Origin of the sequence: Antarctobacter heliothermus, from assembly GCF_002237555.1 — a bacterium.
Lineage (GTDB): Bacteria > Pseudomonadota > Alphaproteobacteria > Rhodobacterales > Rhodobacteraceae > Antarctobacter > Antarctobacter heliothermus_B.
This window is the reverse complement of sequence record NZ_CP022540.1, coordinates 609,113-628,110: the sequence shown is the minus strand read 5'-3', so window position 1 is coordinate 628,110 and position 18,998 is coordinate 609,113. Positions and strand designations below refer to the sequence as shown.

At 59.7% G+C, this 18,998-nt stretch carries 14 protein-coding genes; 6 read left to right on the top strand and 8 right to left on the bottom strand.

Features of this window, described 5'->3' with window-relative positions:
- Positions 1 to 56 precede the first annotated feature (56 nt).
- The 3 genes from ANTHELSMS3_RS03050 to ANTHELSMS3_RS03040 all read right to left on the bottom strand — a co-directional run bounded on the left by ANTHELSMS3_RS03050 (position 57) and on the right by ANTHELSMS3_RS03040 (position 6,321).
- On the bottom strand, positions 57 to 1,694 hold the full coding sequence (locus ANTHELSMS3_RS03050; protein ID WP_094033589.1) for an ABC transporter permease: 1,638 nt from the start codon (positions 1,692 to 1,694) through the stop codon (positions 57 to 59).
- Between the two features lie 139 nt (positions 1,695 to 1,833).
- Positions 1,834 to 5,154 carry a DUF4214 domain-containing protein gene (locus ANTHELSMS3_RS03045; RefSeq protein WP_094033588.1) on the bottom strand — a complete coding sequence of 1,107 codons (3,321 nt, stop codon included), beginning with the start codon at positions 5,152 to 5,154 and terminating at the stop codon, positions 1,834 to 1,836.
- 135 nt (positions 5,155 to 5,289) lie between these two features.
- Positions 5,290 to 6,321, bottom strand: coding sequence for a calcium-binding protein (locus ANTHELSMS3_RS03040; protein WP_094033587.1), 1,032 nt, complete (start codon positions 6,319 to 6,321; stop codon positions 5,290 to 5,292).
- Between the two features lie 179 nt (positions 6,322 to 6,500).
- On the opposite strand from ANTHELSMS3_RS03040, the gene ANTHELSMS3_RS03035 reads away from it, so the two are divergent.
- From ANTHELSMS3_RS03035 to fcl, 5 genes are all read left to right on the top strand, one after another.
- A complete protein-coding gene (locus ANTHELSMS3_RS03035; RefSeq protein WP_094033586.1) occupies positions 6,501 to 7,259 on the top strand; it encodes a metallophosphoesterase family protein in 759 nt (252 codons plus the stop codon).
- A gap of 237 nt (positions 7,260 to 7,496) precedes the next feature.
- Positions 7,497 to 8,396 carry a sugar transferase gene (locus ANTHELSMS3_RS03030; RefSeq protein WP_254694832.1) on the top strand — a complete coding sequence of 300 codons (900 nt, stop codon included), beginning with the start codon at positions 7,497 to 7,499 and terminating at the stop codon, positions 8,394 to 8,396.
- A 231-nt stretch (positions 8,397 to 8,627) separates the two neighbouring features.
- A complete protein-coding gene (locus ANTHELSMS3_RS03025; protein WP_254694831.1) occupies positions 8,628 to 10,094 on the top strand; it encodes a polysaccharide biosynthesis/export family protein in 1,467 nt (488 codons plus the stop codon).
- 472 nt (positions 10,095 to 10,566) lie between these two features.
- Positions 10,567 to 11,688 (top strand): GDP-mannose 4,6-dehydratase, encoded by a 1,122-nt coding sequence (gene gmd / locus ANTHELSMS3_RS03020; RefSeq protein WP_094033585.1) that lies wholly within the window; start codon positions 10,567 to 10,569, stop codon positions 11,686 to 11,688.
- Between the two features lie 43 nt (positions 11,689 to 11,731).
- On the top strand, positions 11,732 to 12,703 hold the full coding sequence (gene fcl / locus ANTHELSMS3_RS03015) for a GDP-L-fucose synthase (RefSeq protein WP_094033584.1): 972 nt from the start codon (positions 11,732 to 11,734) through the stop codon (positions 12,701 to 12,703).
- 60 nt (positions 12,704 to 12,763) lie between these two features.
- Here the strand turns inward: fcl and ANTHELSMS3_RS03010 are convergent, their stop codons facing one another.
- Positions 12,764 to 14,074 (bottom strand): cytochrome-c peroxidase, encoded by a 1,311-nt coding sequence (locus ANTHELSMS3_RS03010; RefSeq protein ID WP_094033583.1) that lies wholly within the window; start codon positions 14,072 to 14,074, stop codon positions 12,764 to 12,766.
- Between ANTHELSMS3_RS03010 and ANTHELSMS3_RS03005 the strand changes: the two genes are divergently transcribed.
- Positions 14,051 to 14,545, top strand: a complete 495-nt coding sequence (locus ANTHELSMS3_RS03005) for a tetratricopeptide repeat protein (protein ID WP_439098666.1) — start codon at positions 14,051 to 14,053, stop codon at positions 14,543 to 14,545. The two genes, ANTHELSMS3_RS03010 and ANTHELSMS3_RS03005, sit on opposite strands and share 24 nt — an antisense overlap.
- Before the next feature lie 219 nt (positions 14,546 to 14,764).
- Here ANTHELSMS3_RS03005 and ANTHELSMS3_RS03000 read toward each other — a convergent pair whose 3' ends face one another.
- From ANTHELSMS3_RS03000 to ANTHELSMS3_RS02985, 4 genes are all read right to left on the bottom strand, one after another.
- Complete coding sequence (locus ANTHELSMS3_RS03000; RefSeq protein ID WP_094033581.1) at positions 14,765 to 15,508, bottom strand: hypothetical protein; 744 nt, start codon at positions 15,506 to 15,508, stop codon at positions 14,765 to 14,767.
- A gap of 217 nt (positions 15,509 to 15,725) precedes the next feature.
- Positions 15,726 to 16,784, bottom strand: a complete 1,059-nt coding sequence (locus ANTHELSMS3_RS02995; RefSeq protein WP_094033580.1) for a TRAP transporter substrate-binding protein — start codon at positions 16,782 to 16,784, stop codon at positions 15,726 to 15,728.
- Positions 16,785 to 16,816: 32 nt separating this feature from the next.
- Positions 16,817 to 18,385 (bottom strand): TRAP transporter large permease, encoded by a 1,569-nt coding sequence (locus tag ANTHELSMS3_RS02990; RefSeq protein WP_094033579.1) that lies wholly within the window; start codon positions 18,383 to 18,385, stop codon positions 16,817 to 16,819.
- A gap of 1 nt (position 18,386) precedes the next feature.
- The gene (locus ANTHELSMS3_RS02985; RefSeq protein ID WP_094033578.1) at positions 18,387 to 18,983 is read right to left on the bottom strand and encodes a TRAP transporter small permease; all 597 of its coding nucleotides are present in this window, start codon (positions 18,981 to 18,983) and stop codon (positions 18,387 to 18,389) included.
- Between the last annotated feature and the right edge of the window lie 15 nt (positions 18,984 to 18,998).

The following is an 18,998-nucleotide window of genomic DNA, read 5'->3' as shown; positions in this document are numbered from 1 at the left end:
CAGGGTTCTCAATGGAAAACGCCCGTCCCGGGTTGGCCCCGGACCTCATGTCGGCGTCATGTGTCCTTGCGCATCCGGTGGATCAATAGCACCACAGGCAACAGGCCCAGAAGCGCAATCACAAGGCTGGGCACGGCGGCGCCCTCCAGCCGTTCATCGGCGGCCAGCCGGTGTGCTTGCACCGCCAGTGTGTCATAGTTGAACGGACGCATGATCAACGTGGCAGGCAGTTCCTTCATCACATCGACAAAGACAATCAGCGCGGCGGTCAGCAGGCTCGGTCTGAGCAGGGGCATGTGAACCCGGCGCACCGTGCCCATTGCGTTCTGGCCCAGCACCCGCGCAGCGGCGTCCATATTGGGGCTGACGGCAGAGATGCCGCCCTCGTACGCACCGATGGCGGCGGCCAGAAAGCGGATCATATAGGCCCCGACCAGCACCCAGATCGACCCGGTGAATAGCAGGCCGGTGGAGATGTCAAAGGTCTCGCGCATCCAACTGTCCAGCGAATTGTCGAAGGCCGCAAATGGCACCATCAGGCCGACGGCGATCACCCCGCCGGGAACGGCATAACCCAACCGGCCCGCATACAGCGCCGTGGCCGACAGGCGGCCGGGCAGAATGCGGCTGACGCTGCCAAGGATGATTGCCGCTGTCACAGTCACCAGCGCCGCAACCGTGGCGAGCGTAAGCGAGTTTTCGATAAAGCGGATGTAGCGGCGGCTGAGCAGGTCTTGTTCCGACCCCAGTGCCATAGTCAGCAGCGCGGTGGCTGGAATCAGTGCGCCCAGCAGCACGGGCAGGCTACAGGCTGCCAGCGCCGCAGCGTTTGACCCGCCGGTCAGGCGGGCGCGGGGGATCGGCTCGGACCGGCGACCGGCGTGATAGCGCGCCTGTCCCCGGCTGCTGCGCTCTAGCACGGCCAGCAGCAGGGCAAAGGCCAGCAAGCCAAGCGCCAGTTGCGCCGCGCCCGCCCGGTCGGCCAGTGAAAACCAACTGGTGTAGATGCCGGTGGCAAAGGTCTGGACGCCGAAATAGGACACTGTCCCATAGTCCGCGATGGTTTCCATTGCTGTGAGCAGGACACCGGCCGCAATGGCGGGGCGCGCCATCGGCAGGGTGACGGACAGAAACGCGCCCAGAGGCGTACGCCCCAGAGAACGGGCGGCAAAAATCGTGGTCGCGCTTTGGCTGACAAAGGCGGCGCGAGCCAACAGGTACACATAGGGGTACAGCACCAGCATCAGCATTGCCGCCGCCCCGCCGGTCGACCGGATTTCTGGGAACCAGTAATCGCGCGGTCCCCATCCGGTGACGTCGCGCAGTGTCGCCTGAACGATGCCGGGATGGTCCAGAAGATGCGTGTAGGCGTAGGCGACGACATAGGCGGGAAAGGCCAGCGGCAGCACCAGCGCCACCTCTAGGACCCGCCGCCCGGTGAATTCGGTCATGACCACCAGCCAGGCCGCGCCGGTTCCGATCAAAAAGGTACCAAGGCTGACCAGCGCCAGCAGGATCAGGGTGGTGCCGGTGTAGCGGCCCAGTACCGTATCCGCCAGATGCGCCAGAGTATCGCTTTCGGCGGACAGCGCCGCCAGCATCACACCCATGTGGGGCAGGGCGCAGAAAGCGGCGATCAGGACAGCGACGCCGACGGTAAGTCGCTCACCCAAAGTTCGATGCTGTTTTTGCATGTCCCGCCTCCATGGCACACCCGTTTTGGCCGGAAAGCGGGAGGCCCCCGCACAGCCTGAGCATTTTTATCGGGGTTGGCGGGGAACGGGAGGAGAGTCAAGCATCCCACCCGAACGGGTCGGGCGGAATGAAGGACTGTCACAGCAATGCGATCATGTCGTCGGTGATGTCATCCAGATCGACGCCGGAGAACACCACTGTCACGCCCTGATCCTGAAAGACGACATCGTCGTCCTGTTGGATCATATGGGCAAGGGCGGTATCCACGTCGGCGTAGCCGAATTCAGAAATGTCGATGATGTCCCAGGGTTCTAGGTCGGTCACGGTGTGGGTGCCGTCATCGGTGGGGTCAAAGACGAAACTGTCGCAACCCATGCCGCCGGACAGGATGTCGTTGCCGCTGCCAGCCTCCAGCACATCGTCAGGCCCGAGGGCTTGCACATAGGCTTTGAGGTCTGACTCGGTGGCCAAGACGGACTCGGTTGAATTCATCAAGGCGATGATCACGTCTGCCCGGTCGAGCCCTTGGTCCAGCGCCGTCGTCCACGCCGCCATCCCGCCGGGGTCGTTGCCGGGCGCATTTTGGTGCAGATGGGCCACGAATTCCGCATTTGTCGTGGCCCCATAGCTGGCCTGAAACTCCGCCGACGCCATCAGCGTGCTGACCGCAGCCTCTAGCGATACCCCGTTCGACAGGCTGAGCGTCCAGTCCTGAAATTCGTCCGCGTCGGGGACGCGATCAAAGACAGTCTGAAACATGCGAAAGACGTCATCGGTCCATGTAGTTGCGTCCCACCTTGCGTCAAAATCGACCTGGCTTTCATAGGTCGAGGATTTGTTTTCCGGACTTTCGGCGAAATGACGCACCACCATCTGGCGCGTCATACCGTCCGATAAGTTCGACAACCAAGCGTTCAGGCCGCCGGGATCGGGCGCGCGGCCAAGCACGTTCTGGTAAAGAAGCGTGACAAATTCCACGTCGGTCGTCGTGCCGTAGGTGTTCTGGAACTCTGGCGACCCCATGAACCCTTTGGCGATTTCCGCGTGTGTTTTGGCGGACGAGGCAAGCTGTGTCACCCAGTACTGGTGCCCGTTCACGTCCGGTTCGCGTCCAAAGACTGCCTTGTAGATCCGATAAACCTGTTCAGAGGCGTCAGTGCCATACAGGCCGCGTTCTTCGGCGATCAACAGATCGGTCCCTTCGCCCGCCATCAAGGTGTCGTGACCGCTGTTACCCACCAGAATGTCATGACCGGCATCGCCGCTGAGGATCTCATTGTCGGACGACCCGTTCAACAAGTCGTCGTGAGCGGTGCCATACTGGCCCTTTGGTTGGTCCACCGTGCCGCCTTCGAGGCCGTTCAGGTAATCGGTAACGGACACGCGCTGGTCCGCGAAGACAAGGGTTTCGACACCGGAAATGCGGGCGTCCGTTCCGTCGCCGATCAGCCGCAATTGACCGTTCACAAGAGAGGCGGTGTAGGCGTTGATATTGCCGTCCAGCCAGAGCGTGTCTTTCCCCGCGCCGCCATCAATGATCTTTGTACCGCGGCCAGCCTCTATCAGATCGTCGCCTGCCCCGGCAAAGATGGTGTCGTTGCCCTCCCCGGCATGGATGGAGTCGTTTCCCGACCCCGCGTTCAGCAGGTCATTGCCGTATCCCCCCTTGAGCGTATCGTCACCTTCGCCGGTCGAGATCGTGTCGTTGCCGTGGCGTCCAAGAACCACGTCCATGCCGATGCCGCCGGTGAAAGTCTCATCGCCAGAGCCACCTTCCTGAATCCATTTCTTTTCGATGACGATCTGCGCCACATCATACGGCATCATGTTCAGCGCGACGGTGCCGCTGTTGAGGAAATCGCCGTTCACCGAAACAAACAGCGGGTCCACGTCTGTTTCGGTTGCAAAGTAGTAGTCTTCGATTGAGTCGGGATTGCCGGTCAGCGTGACAATGCCCGTGACCGTGGGCAGATAGGTCCGGTACTGGCCGTTGCCGGTGGTCTGAATGTGGTTCTTGTCGGTCTCGTCGAAAAAGGCCAACTGCGAAAGCGCAGCATATTCTTCGGCATCGATGTAGCGACGGCCAAGCCGGTTGAGCCCGTTTTCGTCCGCCAGATCGCTAAAACCGTCGGACGATGCGGGATCCATGGTCATGCGGGTGACATTCACGGAAACGGCCTCATCCAGAAAGGGCCGCAGGTCAAAATTGACGGTGCCGGGGTCCAGATCGCGCAGCGAGACGTAAATCACGTCGTGATAGGGACTGGCGTAATAGTTGGTCTCGACCTCGCCATTGCTGCCGGTCCACTCGGTGTCGATGCTTTCAAACTGTTCGACATGGCCGGTTTCGACGCTGGTTTCAGGCCGAAGATTGTCAGCCATCAGTTTGAAGGCGCCGCCCCCGGCGGAGAGATCTACGCCATCTTCGCTGCGGTTCCCGGCGATGGTATTGGATATGCGGTGTTGCAGCGGCCAGATAAAGGCGTCAGCGGTCTCAAGCTGCACCATGACTTCGAACATTTCCAGCAGGGTCGAGGCGGCGGCCATACCTTGCTGGTTCATGTTGGTGTTCAGCACGTTCCATTCTGTAATGTAGAGCGGGACTTCGCGTCCAAGGTGTTCGTTGAAATTGTCGATACGCTGATCCAGGCTGCGCACCTCCTGATAGGTGCCCTCGAACGCCTGCGTTTCGACGTGTGACTGGTTGTAGTAGTAATGCGCCACGGCCCCGTCGATTGCGTCTATGGCGCGCTGGTCCAACCATTCCAGAATTGCCTCGTTCGCCTCATCCCAGCTGCCATTGCCTTTGTAGGCGCTGCCCGCACCGTTTGAGTCGCCCAACTGAATCAGGATCGCCGGGTCATGGCCCAGACCGGGCCGATCCTGGGCCAGCCGGTCGATAGCGTCCTGTGCCGCGTTGATCACCCGATTGGCGGCGATGCCGTATTCGGACTCTGTCATCGATGAAACAAAGTCGCTGTCGGGGATGTCTTCGGGGTGGGTGCTACGGTCAAAGCCCTCGACCCGCGTACCGATCGAGTATTCGTTGCCGATCTCTAGACCGGTGATGTGATCACCGTATTGCTCAAGCAACAGGTAGACGAACGCCTCCATCTGGGCGGCGGGGATGTCGATCTTGGTGGGCAAGACAACGGTGACCTGGATCATGTTGTCCGGGGTGCTGTTGGCGACGACCCAATCCATAAAGGCACGCACCTCGGCGCGGAGTTGTCCGTTCTCCAGGCGGGTGACGTCCAGCGTGTTTTCAGCGTGGCCACCAGGATAGCGCAAGTTCGTCAGATCAAGCGCGTCAACAGCGGCGATAAACCCATCATGGGGCAGCATGTCGCCCGTAGTGCTGATGTTGACGTCGTGTAGTGCGTTGGTTCCAAAGTGAGACTCTTGAACAAAAGTTCCGGTCGCGGTCGCCGACGCAAGCGACACATTGTAGGATGCCATGTCTTACCCCTCATTACTGGGGGCAGAATCGATGTGGGCCGCGACATGTCAGCGACCGATCTGTGGCAAAAAGCCGGACTTAAGTTGCTATTTTAGTTTGTTTTTAGTTCTTAGACGCGCGCGGTGCCGCAGCGGTTAACCGGCATGGCGGATTGCGGCCTCTTCGAGGCCGAGATCAATCAATGAGCTTTCGGCGATGAGGACGACATTGCTGAGATCGGGCGCGTCTTCGGTTGGTAAGGTGGCCAACACTTCGTCCCCCAGCAGGATTTCTGTCAACGCGGGGTTGGTGGCGTTGGGACGCATGTCCAGATCATGTGCGTCGCCATGCAATGCATCGTTGAAGACCACCATCAACTGGTCCTCTTCGTCATCGTAGTCGAGGATCTCTGCACCCGTTTCGGCCATCCATTCGCCCAGAACAAGGACGTCGGCACCAGCGCCAAGAGAGACGATGTCGTCGTCACCGGCAACAATGGTGTCGTCGCCGTCCCCGCCATTGAGATAGTCGCGCTGATCAATGTCTACGCCGTCGCCGTTAAGACGGACACCGGAAATCAAGTCGTTGCCATCACCGCCAAACATTGTGTCCTGACCGCGATCTCCCAGCAGCGTGTCGTCCCCAGAGCGCCCGTGCAACGCGTCGTCGCCCGTGCCGCCCCGCAAGAGATCGTCCCCCGCGCCACCGTTCATCGTATCGTGGCCTGTCCCGCCTGATAGAGTGTCCGCACCTTCGCCACCATATAGGTCGTCCGGGCCGTTCTGTCCTTCGAGCGTGTCATCCCCATCGCCGCCGTCGAGCGTATCGCTACCGTCAAATCCCCGCAGCAACTCGTCTGCATCGCCGCCGAAAATGAGGTCGTCCACGTCCGTGCCGTAAAGGGCTTCTTCATACAAATCGCTGTTCGCAGAGATATCTTCTGCATTTGTCGGCGCAGGGTCGTCGTTGGCCGGTTGCTTGTCGACAGAGACGTCTGGCAGTTCATCTACGGACGCGGTTTCCCTGTGCGGTTGAAACAGATCATAGTCCGGGTCGTCCGTGCCCTCTGCATCCTCCATCGGGTCAAAGTCATCTGCGGATTCGCGGTCGTCATCTTCGGACCCAAGGCCGAGGAACGCGAAGGATCCAATCGCCATCATGCCAAGAAGGCCGGTCAGGAAGAACATGGCTTTGCCTCATGCAACTTGCAACGCATCGCGCGTAGTGTCGCGGTCTTGACGTCACAAGGCAAATACCTTCGTTCCAACAGGTTAATGCCGGATAAATCCAAGCCGAGCGTTCCGGGAACTTCACCACGAAACGCTTCCTGCCTTGTTCGGGCGGATGTAGGCCTTAAATGTGTCTTATGATTCTGCGTAGCAAAAACCGGTCATCCGAACGTCCCAAGGGGGCTTATTCTCCGATCCAGCCGGACGTTCCCTTTTTCGCCGTGGGGGATGTGCACGGATGCGATCGCCTGCTGGAACAGATGTTGCACCGGTTGGACGGCTTGCGCCACCCGGAGGCGCTGCTGGTTATGGTGGGCGACTATGTCGATCGGGGTGAAGAAAGCCGTCGTGTGCTGCGCCGACTGTTCGTGTTGAGTCAGGCCGCCGGGGATTTGATGCACTGCCTTATGGGCAATCACGAACAGATGTTGCTGGATGTTCTGGACGACCCCCAAGGCCGTGGACCGCGCTGGCTGCGCCATGGCGGGTTGCAGACCTTGGCCAGTTACCGTGTGCAGCCCGTCTTGGGAAACGGGTCCGCGTCGCAGTGGTTCGAAATGCGTGACCGCCTTGCCGCCGCCATCGGCGAGGACATCATCAAGTGGCTGCGCGAATTGCCACTGTCATGGCAGTCGGGCAATGTGGTTGTGGTCCATGCCGGGGCAGACCCGGATCTGCCGATCGACGAGCAGGAAACGGGAAACCTGCTCTGGGGTCATCCCGAGTTCCACCAAAAGCCCCGCGCAGATGGGCTGTGGGTCGTGCACGGCCACACCATCACAGAACAACCGCGCGTCGTTCAGGGACGCATTCCCATAGATACCGGGGCCTATGCCACGGGTATGCTGACTGCCGCATTGGTTGAACAGGATAAGGTCTCATTCATTCAGGCTTAGTCGTGATCCGGCGAGCGACTGATATACCCCAGGTGCATTAATATCAGGCATCTCGCCGCAGCGCAGCGGTTTGGCGCGGCATTCCGATCGACGGTTCGAAACCGTCGTGCGAGCCCCCTCAGAGTAGTCCTGAAGGCGGCCAAAACACCTGATTTTTCTGCAGTTGCACAACGCAACAGGCTTCGTGATTTCGCATCTCTGGGTTGATCTGAGGTGGGATCAGACCGCGTGTGCGGTGTGCCAAAAATCATCGTCACCGACCATGTCAACACTCTGCGAAAGCTGGAGAATTTTCTGAGTACGGAAAAATTGTGCAAATTTGCACCGCTGTTTGGTGCGACCTTTGTACTTAATTTTTTGTTAATTGACTTGGCGTCGTTGACTGACGTACATCAAGGCATAGCTACGATCGTGTGCAGGCGCAGCGATGTTGCAGATTTTTTTACCCTTGGGGGCAACATGTTTGACTTAAGGCTTCTGGATGACGCAGTGATTTCTGCGGGTCCGTCGCGTCGAAATAAAAGTGCGGAATACTCAATAGCGCTTCGGATTAGCAAACGCGGTTTTGATATTGTGATGAGTGTTCTGCTTTTGCCGTTTCTAATCATTTTCGCGCTAGCACTTCTTTTGTTGAATCCTTTTTACAACAAGGGGTCCTTGTTTTTTGTTCAGCGGCGCATGGGGCGCAACTGTCGATCGTTCCGTGCAATCAAGTTCCGCACGATGCGTGCGGTGCCCAAAATCAGCCGGGGCGCTGATAGCCCACTGGAAACGGACCGGATCACGCCGCTGGGTGGGTTCTTGCGCAAGTCGCGCATCGACGAGCTGCCACAGATCATCAACGTACTGTTTGGCAAGATGAGCCTGATCGGCCCGCGCCCTGACTACTTCGACCACGCTGTCGAATACCACGCTGTCGAATACCTTGAGAAGATTCCCGGCTATCGCGAACGGCATGCCGTGCGTCCGGGTATTAGTGGTCTGGCGCAGACCGAACTGGGCTATGTCGAAGGCATGGACGCCACCCGCCGCAAGGTGCAAGCGGATCTCTACTATATCTCGAACATGAGCTTTGCGTTGGAGGCTTGGGTTTTCTGGCGGACGCTCAGCGTGGTAGCGCGTCGCGGCGGGGCCTGATCCGCCTGCCGTCCACAGGCGCAGCCGACGTTTAGAAACTGCAACCCGAACAAGGCGCATTTCCCGGAAAAGGGAGGTGCGCTAATGATTTTTTCCACGGGGGGTTGTGGTTTATTGATTTTGTTGCAGAATTGCCGCTTTCGGCCAGTGAGAGATGACCTGAGCATGGCCCCTGTCGCATTTTCTTTGGGGGCGCTGTACATCGCTAAGCATTGAATGCGGTCAAGGTGATTGCTGTCTGACGCATGGGTCCATTTTGCCAATGTGCTCGGTTGCGCGAAAGACTCGATAAAGGGGGATGCCTTGCGTACAGGCTTGAAGGGTTACAAAAATTTGGGCGCATGGACACGTTGCCTTGTGCTCGCGCTGGGTGGGGCTGTGGCCCTGTCAAGCTGCGGAATCAGCTACAACAGCCCGAAAGTTTCGGAGCGGAATGGCGAATTGCCGGTGTCGGTTGTCGGCATGACGGCCAGGTCAGTTGCCTACGCCAATGCCTCGCCCTACACGCCGCGGGCTTTGCCGGATGTCTTCTATGCGTACGCGGGATCACAAGGCAGCGTGACGGGTGCCGGTGCGTTGCCCGCAGCGCCCTACTTGCCGGACGAAACGCGCCGCCAGATGGAATATCGTCCGCTGCCGGACATAAACCCGCAACCGTACCGGATCGGCGTAGGCGACGTAGTTCTGCTGGCAACGCGGTCTTCGGCTTCGACCATCGAGCAACTGTCCGGATTGCTGGCTGCGCAAAATCAGCGGCAAGGATACACGGTGCGCGACGATGGCTCTATCGCCATCCCTGAGATCGGTGCCGTTCAACTGTCCGGGTTGACGCTTCAGGAAGCAGAGGACAGGTTGTTCCAGGCGCTGGTGTCCAACCAGATCGATCCGTCCTTTAGTCTTGAGGTCGCCGAATTCCGATCGAAAAAGGTCGCCGTCGGGGGCGCGGTCAAATCGGCCACGCTGGTTCCGATCACACCGAACAACCTGACACTTGGCGAGGCGCTGATCGCTGCCGGCGGTCTGGTGACGCGGGATGAAGAATTCGCATCGATCCGCATCTATCGCGATGGCACGCTGTATCAGATTCCAGTTGAAACGTTCCGTGCGCAGCCGCAGTTGAGCGACAAACTGCTGATTGCTGGCGATGCGGTTTATGTCGACACGACCTATGATCTGGATCGCGCATTCGAGTTCTACAAGACCAAGATTGACGTGATCTCTCTTCGGTCATCGGCGCGAAGCACTGCTTTGCAAACGCTGAGCTCGGAGATCAACATTCGCCGTAGTGCGCTTGACGAACGGCGCGCTCTGTTTAACGCGCGTGAGCAATTGGGCGCGGAGAAACGCGACTATGTTTATCTCAGCGGGGAGGTGGCGAAGCAGAACCGTTTTGCACTTCCCTACGGGCAACAGGCGACGCTGGCCGACGTGCTTTACAATGAAGGTGGGTTCGACAACACCACCGGTGATCCGACCGAGATCTATGTACTGCGTGGGAGCAATGATCCCGCCAAGATCGGCGAGATTGTGGCCTACCATCTGAATGCCGGCAACGCCGCGAATATGATCTTGGCTACCAAGTTCGAGATGCGCCCCAACGACGTCATCTTTATTGAGGAACAGCCGATCACCAAGTGGGGACGTGCCTTGCAGCAGACCTTCCCGACGCTATTGAACTCGGCGACAAGCGCTTTGTAATGACGAGTGATTTTCGGCGCGCCCCGACCGGGGCGCGCCGAAAACCGGCTACCTTGCAGATCAGGGCGACGACCGTCATGCGCGGCCAAAGGTCATGCATTTGGCCACCTTGTCCGAAACACTCGAAACCAACCGTGTTCCTCCGATCCCCATCACTGTCAGAGCCTCGTCAAGGTAGCGGTGCGTACCGACAAGACGTGACGGCCCGACGGGCAGTGTTCTGAGGGAAATTTTGGCAAGCCCACGGAAAACCGAACACCTTCAGTTTTTTTGCAGCGCCGAGTGAACGACGCGTCGTGCCGACATAATTTGACCGTTTTCCGGGCGGTCGGCGCGGCACGACAACTATGGGCATGCTGCGCTGCGGCGTTACCCGGTTTCAAGTTGCGCCTCAGCCCGAAACTGGGCTATTCGACAGCCGATGCGTACCCCGGTCCTTTCGGTGGCCGGTACAGAAAAGAATGGTTGATTGATGAAAAAAGCTCTTATCACCGGTGTGACGGGTCAAGACGGTTCCTATTTGGCGGAACTGCTTCTCGAGAAAGGCTATGAGGTCCACGGGATCAAGCGCCGCGCCTCATTGTTCAATACCGAACGCGTTGATCACATTTACCACGACCCGCACACCAGCGGTAAGAACTTTACGCTGCATTACGGCGACCTGACAGACACCTCCAACCTGACCCGCATCCTGTCCGAAGTGCGCCCCGATGAGGTCTATAACCTCGGCGCGCAAAGCCATGTTGCCGTGTCGTTTGAGGCCCCTGAATACACCGCCGACGTGGATGCCACCGGTACGCTGCGCCTGCTGGAATCGATCCGCTTTCTGGGTATGGAAAAGACCACGCGTTTTTATCAGGCGTCGACCTCGGAACTCTACGGTCTGGTGCAGGAAATCCCGCAAACCGAAAAGACACCGTTCCACCCGCGCAGCCCTTATGCGGTGGCCAAGATGTACGCCTATTGGATCACGGTGAACTACCGTGAGGCCTATGGCATGTACGCCTGCAACGGCATCCTCTTTAACCACGAAAGCCCGCGCCGAGGGGAGACATTTGTTACCCGCAAGATCACCCGTGGCATGTCCAATATCGCGCTTGGTTTGCAGGACTGCCTGTTCATGGGCAACATCGACGCGCTGCGCGACTGGGGCCACGCCAAGGACTATGTCCGCATGCAGTGGATGATGCTGCAACAGGATGTGGCCGAGGATTTTGTGATCGCCACCGGCGTTCAGTATTCCGTGCGCGAATTCATCCAATGGACCGCCAAGGAACTGGGGATCGAACTGGAATTCTCAGGCGAGGGCGTGAACGAGATCGCCACCGTTGTGTCTGTAACCGGCGACAGCGCACCCGCGTTGAAACCCGGCGACGTGATCCTGCGCATTGATCCGCGTTATTTCCGTCCCGCCGAGGTGGAAACCCTGCTGGGCGATCCTGCCAAGGCCAAGGAAGTGCTGGGCTGGGTGCCCGAGATCACGGCGCAGGAAATGTGCGCAGAGATGGTCGCATCGGATCTCAAGGCAGCCCGCCGCCATGCCCTGTTGAAAGAACACGGTTACGACATTCCCGTCGCGCTGGAAAACGGCTAAGGCCAGTCCTGCGCGGCCGCCATTCGACGTCAGGAGGCATATTATGCCCAAGATCTATGTAGCAGGCCACCGCGGTATGGTGGGGGGCGCAATCACCCGCCAGCTTCAACAGCGACAGGCGGCGGGAGAGGATATCACCCTTGTCACGCGCACCCACGCTAAGCTGGAACTGACCAATCAGGTTGCGGTCCGGGACTTCATGATGACCGAAAAGCCGGACATCGTGATCCTTGCGGCGGCCAAGGTGGGTGGCATTCTTGCCAACAACAGCTACCCGGCAGAGTTCATTTACGACAACCTGATGGTTCAATGTAATGTGATCCATGCCGCCTGGGAGGCGGGGGTGGAACGGCTGTTGCAACTGGGGTCGTCCTGTATCTATCCCAAGGCAGTGCCGCAGCCGATGCGAGAGGCCGCCTTGCTGACTGGCCCGCTGGAACCCACGAATGAGCCCTATGCCGTGGCCAAGATCGCTGGCATCAAGATCTGCGAAAGCTACAATCGTCAGTACGGTGTAGACTATCGCTCGGTCATGCCGACAAACCTTTACGGACCGGGCGACAACTTTCACCCGGAAAACAGCCACGTCCTGCCTGCCTTGATCCGTCGGTTCCACGAAGCGGCGCAAGAGAGCAAGGATGAGGTGGTGATCTGGGGCAGTGGCAAGCCGCGTCGCGAGTTCCTGCATGTTGACGATATGGCCGCCGCTTCGCTGTTTGTGATGGATCTGGACAAGGCGACCTATGATTCCAACACGCAGCCGCAGCTGAGCCACATCAACGTCGGCTCTGGTGTCGATGTCTCCATTCTGGAACTGGCGCAGATGGTGGCCGAAGTGACCGGCTACAAAGGCAAGATTGAACTGGACCGGACCAAACCCGACGGCACCATGCGCAAGCTGATGGACGTTAGCCGCCTTGCGGACATGGGATGGAAGGCGTCCATCGATCTCGAAAACGGGGTGCGCGAGACGTATCAGTGGTTCCTTGAAAATCAGGACAGTTTTCGTCGCTGATCCGGCAGCCTGAATGCGGATCTTTGCACGCGCTCTGACTCGGTCAGGGCGCGTTTTTCTTTAGTCGACCGGCAGACCCGAAGGCACCCGGTCCGGTCGACCGAGTGGGCGCGTGGTGACGTTTTTGCCGGTCAGTGCGCGCATGAAGGCCACAAGGTCAGAGAGCTCTGTGCCGGACACGGGCAGTGGCCCGATATCCAGCCTGCGTGCTTGTCGCGCCATTTCCAGCCGGTCTTGACGGATCGCGAAATCCGAGACCGCCAGCCAAGGCACCGCTGGCAAACCGGCGTCGGCCTCTTGCCATGAGGCTTGGCTAACGGCGGGGTTCAGGTGATGGCGGATCATCACCTCAAGCGTGGCAAAGGCGCCGTTGTGCCCATAGGGGGCGGTCAGGGCGACGTTGCGCAACGACGGAGTCCGGAAACGATAGGCGTCTTCGATCCTGTCAGTTTCGCCCATGCGGCCCACGTCGCGTGGCATGGGGTCAAAAATCCGCGTCCGGCCCGGCCCGAAGGCAGGCAAGCCCAGCGCGTGAAATTCTTGGTCTGTGAAAAGCGGCCCGGCGTGGCAGGTGCTGCACGCCGCCTTGCCAAAGAACAGCTGCCGTCCGCGTTCTGCCGCCGGGGGCAGGGGCGCGCCGTGGCGTTGCCACGCGTCATAGGGGCTGTCGATGCTGATCCATTCCGACGCCATGAAGGCCCCCAGTGCGTTGCCGATCTCGACAATCGTCACCTCGGCCGGGGTGTCGATGTGCGCGAAGGCCTCGACAAACAGCGCGCCATATTCGGGGATCGTGCGCACGCGTTTGGCCAGCACCGGCCAGCCGAGGTCGATCCGGTCATGGACCGCGCCGGTCACGTCGTTTTCGCCCACGTTGCCCGCCATCTCGAACTGGGCGGTGAGGGGGAATAGCGCTTGCGCGGCGAGGATACTGTTCAGGCCCTGCGGCAGCCACTCTTCGGCAGGGCTGTCAAAGCCGTTACCGTATTGATCTGAGATTTCCAGACGTCCGTCGTGAAAGAGAACGCGGATGGATTTGTGGCCAAGGTTCCACAGCGCGGGGGCGTTGCGGGGGATGCGCTTGCGGATCTGGTCGGGGCCTGTTCCGGGTGTTCGATCCTTTCCCAATCCGCGCCCGCCTTCGCCGATGCCAAGGCTGAGCCCGTCGCCGCTGGCGAGGCTGTGGTGGTGGCAGGTGCCGCAGGAAATGTTGCGATTGCCGCTGAGGATCGGGTCGTAGAACAAAAGCTGGCCCAGACGGGCTTGCGCCGGGTCGGTGGGCAGGAAATCATCCATCGTGATGGGGTCGGCCTGTGCCGGGCCGGTGAGGATGAGGAGGCAGATCAGATGCAGGGCATGAGACAGGCGCATGGGATCATTCTGGCAGGGTTGCTCGCGCTCTCAAGTCCTGTTTTTGCCGCCGATCTGGAGGAGGCGCGGGATTTGATGGAAGCGGGGGAGTTTCCCGCCGCAATGGATCAGTTCCGGGTGCTGGCGCGGTCGGGCAATGCGGACGCGGAGGAATTGATCGGGGTGATGTATGCCTTGGGGCTGGGCGTGGAGAAGGATCCGGAGCGGGCGTTCGAGTGGTATCTGAGGGCCTCTATGAAGGGGCATCCGGGGGCGCAGTCGGGGCTGGGGTGGTATTATGAATTGGGGCTTGGGATGCCCGCGCCGGACCTTGTGCGGGCCTATCTTTGGTATGCTCTCTCGGCCATCGGGGGGGATGTGGACGCCCCTGATTCCTTGGAGGAATTGACCCCGAGGATGGGCCGGGAGGAGCGGAAAAGGGCGGAGGTTCTGGTCGAGGATTATCGGGTCTGGATGTATCCGTTTCGGTGAGGGGAAATGGGGGTGTCCACGCGTGGACAGGTTTGGGGGTGTGTAAAATCAAGAGGTTACAGAGGCGAATTTACGAATTGTTCACCTTTAAGGCTTTCGGCAGAAGCAGGGGGTGGCCGGGGTTTCAATGCGCATCCTTCAAGGAAGGAGTGATTGTAGGGCCCTGTGGAACGTCCGCTGAGCGGGACTTTGCTGCCGTAGGAGATCGCCTTCCGAAGGTCAGCTTTCGGATTTCAACACCCAATCTTGTGCTTTGATTTCGAGGGTTTCATCTTTCAAATAGAAATGAAAATGCTTTGCCCCAACGCCTTCCATCTTAATCCAAGGCGTAGAGTTCATGTTGTCTTGAGTGTTGCCTGAAATTTCGTAGAACTCACCCCATTTTGGTGCAAGCCCGCTGAAACGGCACTGGCCCGAATACCAGCGTTCATCGTTGACTGACGTAACGCGATATTTGGAGCAGTTTACGAAGCTGACAGCGATTTCGGGGATGTTCTCATATTGGCGATAGGCGTAAGGATTTGGTTTCATGCGGGCAATCAATTCATCTCCGCGCTCTTCAAGCCTGAGACCCACATCATTCGGATGAGCGTTCCAGTCTTCATTCAGTCGGATGAACTTGGGGAGGTCGTCAGTCTTGAAATGCCATGGCAAATCTGCTTTTGGTTTCCAAGTTACCCAAAGACGGTTTGGATGCCTTGCTAAGGGTTTCAATTCCTCCGTTGGCTCGTTGACCAATACGGCGATACTGCCAAGGCCAATCAGCGGCCAGCCTGTCAGGCAGCTTCGCATCCGCTGTCTATCAACTTGTGCAATCGACAAGTTACGATCTGCCACCTGAAGCACATCCCCAATCTCGGGAACGTGGGTAAGTTGATCAAGCATAAGAACCGACTGAGGTTGCCCAGAACCATCGGTGGGAAGGCTGAATATGTCGGTCAGACGACCCTTCGGTTCGTGCATCCTCGGCCCCTTAGAAATTTCTACTGCCAACCACGAAGAAAGACAGTTTGTCGATTTTTTCATCATAGCAGACCTTTGTGCGCCGCGCAGCATCGGTCAACAAGGGCTCAAAGCCGCCTTTTACAACATGAGCCGGGCGAGCAGAACTCGGCGCCCCAAAACGCAAAAGGCCGGAGGCATCACGCCCCCGGCCTTTCGGTCGTAACTGTTGCCGCGATCAGTTCAGGTCGGCGTCGTAGGCTGCGTTGATGTCGGCCTCGGCTGCGTCGACGGCCTCGATCAGGGCGTCGAGGATCTTGCCGCCGCCGTCGACGTTGTCGCGGAACCAGTCCTGCACCGGCTTGGCGGCCTCGGCAAAGGCTGCCTTTTCGTCGGGCGAGGGGACGTAGATGTCACCGCCGCCTTCGACGAAATCGGCATAGGCCTGAATCGCGCCACGCTTGGGCGCGGCAAAGGTGGCCTGTTGCAGCGCGTAGAAGCCATCAACCACGACGCGTTTCATCGCCGGGTCGAGCCCCATGAACTTTTCGTTGCTCATCCACCACAGCGCGCCCATGTAGGCGTGGCCGTCCAGCGTGACGTATTGCAGGCCCGCATCGGGGAATTTCATGCCCATGATGTCGGTGATGCCGTTCTTGGAGCCATCAACCACGCCGGTCTGGAACGAGGTGAACAGTTCGGGCCACGGGATCGGGGTGGGGGCAGCACCAAGGGCCTTGACCAGCTCCTGCGGCAGGTCGGCGACCACGGTGCGGATTTTCAGCCCTTCCATGTCGGCGGGCGAGGTGATGCGGCGCTTGGTGTTGGCAAAGTTGCGCCAGCCGCCGGTGTTGCCGATGGTCATCAGGCGCACGGTGTCGTCGCTGTCTGCCAGTGCCATGTCGCGCATGGTGCGGACAAAATCGCCGGACAGGACGTGTTCGGCGACGCGGTCATTGGCCATCAGGTAAGGCAGGTCGAGCACCTGCACATAGGGGAAGATGCCCGCAGCGCCACCGGAGGTGGAGATGTAGATGTCGATGGAGCCTTCGGCCACGCCCTCGATACATTCCGCGCCGGTGGAACACAGCTGGGTGCCCATGTAGATCTCGACCTCGATGGCGCCGTTGGAGGCCGCCTCGACGTAGTCCTTGAAGACGATGAGACCGGCGTAATCCTCATCCGCCTCGTTCGAGTTGGCGGTGGCGACCAGTTTGATCGGATCCTGCGCAAGGGCCGCGCCCCCGGTCAGGGTTGTGGCCGCGAGCGTCGCCGCGGCAAAGAGATGTTTCAGCATGAGTACCTCCCGTTAGGTGCTGTCGTTTCTGGTTACTTGGATAGCGGTTCGGGGCTGATGCAGGCCATGAAACCGGTGTCCGGTGGGCATTTGATGAAGTCGGCCAGATAGGGGACGGTCATCGAGATCTGGGGGACGTAGGTGATCAGGAAGATCACGAAGATTTCTACGGCGAGGAAGGGCAGGATCGCCCGTGCGATGGTTTCGACCTTTTCGCGGCTGACCGTTGAGGCCACGAACAGCACCAGCCCCATGGGTGGCGTGGCCAGCCCGACGGTGAGGTTGACGCTCATGATGATGGCGAAGTGGACGGGGTGGACGCCCAGTTCGACGAAGATCGGGCCAAGGATGGGGCCGAGGATGATGATGGCGGGGCCTGCGTCGAGGAACATGCCGACGATGAACAGCAGGATGTTGATGAGGAACAGCAGGATCAGCGGGTTTTCCGACAGGCCAAGGATGATGTCGGTCAGGATTTGCGGCGCGTGCGACAGCGATACCACGGTCTTGAACGCCACCGCCGCGCCGACCAGCAGCAGGACGGCAGAGGTGGACAGGGCAGAGCGCGACAGCACCTGACCCAGATCGCGCAGGGTCATCGAACGCAGGACGAGGAAGCTGATGATCAGCGCATAGGCGACGGCGACGGCGCTGGCCTCTGTCGGGGTCATGACGCCGATGAGGATGCCGCCGAGGATGATGATGGGGGTTTGCAGCGGCGCGACAGCCTTTTTGCAGATGATGCGGAAGTCGTGGTCGACGTTGCGGCGCCAGTACATCATCAGCGCGTGGGCGATCACCAGCATCAGCGCGAAGACGATCCAGCGGTTCAGCGAGTGCAGTTTGTCGCCGTTCTCATCGAGGCTGGCGAGGCCGAGCGGGACGGCGAGACCAGCGTAGACCGCCATCAGCAACCCACCGACGTTGATGCGCACAAGGACGAAGCTGACCCAGTATTCGGCTACGCTCATGGTTTGGTTGCGGTGAACGATGCGTTCGGCCTTGGGCAGGTCATAGCGGTCGGCCATGAGGCGGACCATGACCATCAGGCCGACACCCACGAGGATGCCCGGCACGATGCCCGCAAGGAACAGGGCGGCGACGGATTCGCCCATGACATAGGCGTAGATGATCATGATGCCCGAGGGCGGGATGATCGGGCCGATGACGGAAGAGGCGGCGGTGATGGCGGCGGCAAAGCGGCGGGTATATCCGTTTTTCTCCATCGCCGGGATCAGGGTCGACCCCAGCGCCGAGGTATCCGCCACCGCGCTGCCCGACAGGCCCGCGAAGAGGATCGAGGACAGGATGTTGACGTGGGCGAGGCCGCCGCGCAGGTGGCCCATGATGGCCTGTGAAAACTCCACAAGGCGGATGGTGATGCCGCCGCGGTTCATGACCTCACCGGCCAGCATGAAGAAGGGCAGCGCCATCAGCGGAAAGCTGTCCATGCCGTTGTAAAGGTTGCGGTAGAGGACGGAGAGTTGGCGCGATTGGTCGTCCATGACCAGCAGGCCAAAGGGCGCGGCGAGCAGGGCAAAGACCACCGGCAGGCCGATCATGATGAGAATCAGGAAGACGGGCAGGAACCAGATCAGCATGTCAGTCGGCCCCCGCCATGTCGTCTGTGCTGAGACGGGTCAGGCGGTCGCCTCCGCCCAGTAAGGTGATGAACTGGCGCAGGATCAACTCGACGTTGACGAGGATCAGCAGGTTCACCCCGACCCAAAGCGCCGCGTACTGGTACTGGTTGGCGAACTTGGCCTTACATTTGCCAATCTCGATCCCGAAGGGCCAGCGCAGGGACGACGAACAACCACGGCCCGACAGGCTGTCGACGTGGTTGTTCAGACCCTTGTCCCAGGCGATGATCAGCACCCAAAGGGAGATGGCCAGCAGGACCAGCGTTAGCAGCGCGGCCAACAGCCGGGGAAGGGCGCGTTCCAGCATGTCGATGGCGACAAAGCCCCCTTGCCGGTAGGCCAGCGGGGCCATCAGGCCAACCAGCCAGAGCATCCCGAACCGCGCGCCTTCCTCTGTCCAGTTGGGCGCGTCATTTAGCGCGTAGCGCCAAAAGATCTGGCCAAGGATCAGGCAGACCATGATCGCCAGCGCAAGCATTGCAATCACCCGGCCCACGGACAGAATACCCGTGTTCAGCCGCTCCAGCGGCCAAAGCAGTATCAGCAGCACCGGCATGGCGCTCCTCCCATA

Excerpts from the sequence above, each read along its gene's own strand:
- ANTHELSMS3_RS03040 (WP_094033587.1), bottom strand. The coding sequence starts at position 6,321 with ATGTTCTTCCTGACCGGCCTTCTTGGCATGATGGCGATTGGATCCTTC.
- ANTHELSMS3_RS03000 (WP_094033581.1), bottom strand. The coding sequence starts at position 15,508 with ATGCACGAACCGAAGGGTCGTCTGACCGACATATTCAGCCTTCCCACC.
- ANTHELSMS3_RS03045 (WP_094033588.1), bottom strand. The coding sequence starts at position 5,154 with ATGGCATCCTACAATGTGTCGCTTGCGTCGGCGACCGCGACCGGAACT.
- ANTHELSMS3_RS03035 (WP_094033586.1), top strand. The coding sequence starts at position 6,501 with ATGATTCTGCGTAGCAAAAACCGGTCATCCGAACGTCCCAAGGGGGCT.
- ANTHELSMS3_RS03005 (WP_439098666.1), top strand. The coding sequence starts at position 14,051 with ATGCAGGGCATGAGACAGGCGCATGGGATCATTCTGGCAGGGTTGCTC.
- ANTHELSMS3_RS02985 (WP_094033578.1), bottom strand. The coding sequence starts at position 18,983 with ATGCCGGTGCTGCTGATACTGCTTTGGCCGCTGGAGCGGCTGAACACG.
- fcl (WP_094033584.1), top strand. The coding sequence starts at position 11,732 with ATGCCCAAGATCTATGTAGCAGGCCACCGCGGTATGGTGGGGGGCGCA.
- ANTHELSMS3_RS03050 (WP_094033589.1), bottom strand. The coding sequence starts at position 1,694 with ATGCAAAAACAGCATCGAACTTTGGGTGAGCGACTTACCGTCGGCGTC.
- ANTHELSMS3_RS02990 (WP_094033579.1), bottom strand. The coding sequence starts at position 18,385 with ATGCTGATCTGGTTCCTGCCCGTCTTCCTGATTCTCATCATGATCGGC.
- ANTHELSMS3_RS02995 (WP_094033580.1), bottom strand. The coding sequence starts at position 16,784 with ATGCTGAAACATCTCTTTGCCGCGGCGACGCTCGCGGCCACAACCCTG.
- ANTHELSMS3_RS03010 (WP_094033583.1), bottom strand. The coding sequence starts at position 14,074 with ATGCGCCTGTCTCATGCCCTGCATCTGATCTGCCTCCTCATCCTCACC.
- gmd (WP_094033585.1), top strand. The coding sequence starts at position 10,567 with ATGAAAAAAGCTCTTATCACCGGTGTGACGGGTCAAGACGGTTCCTAT.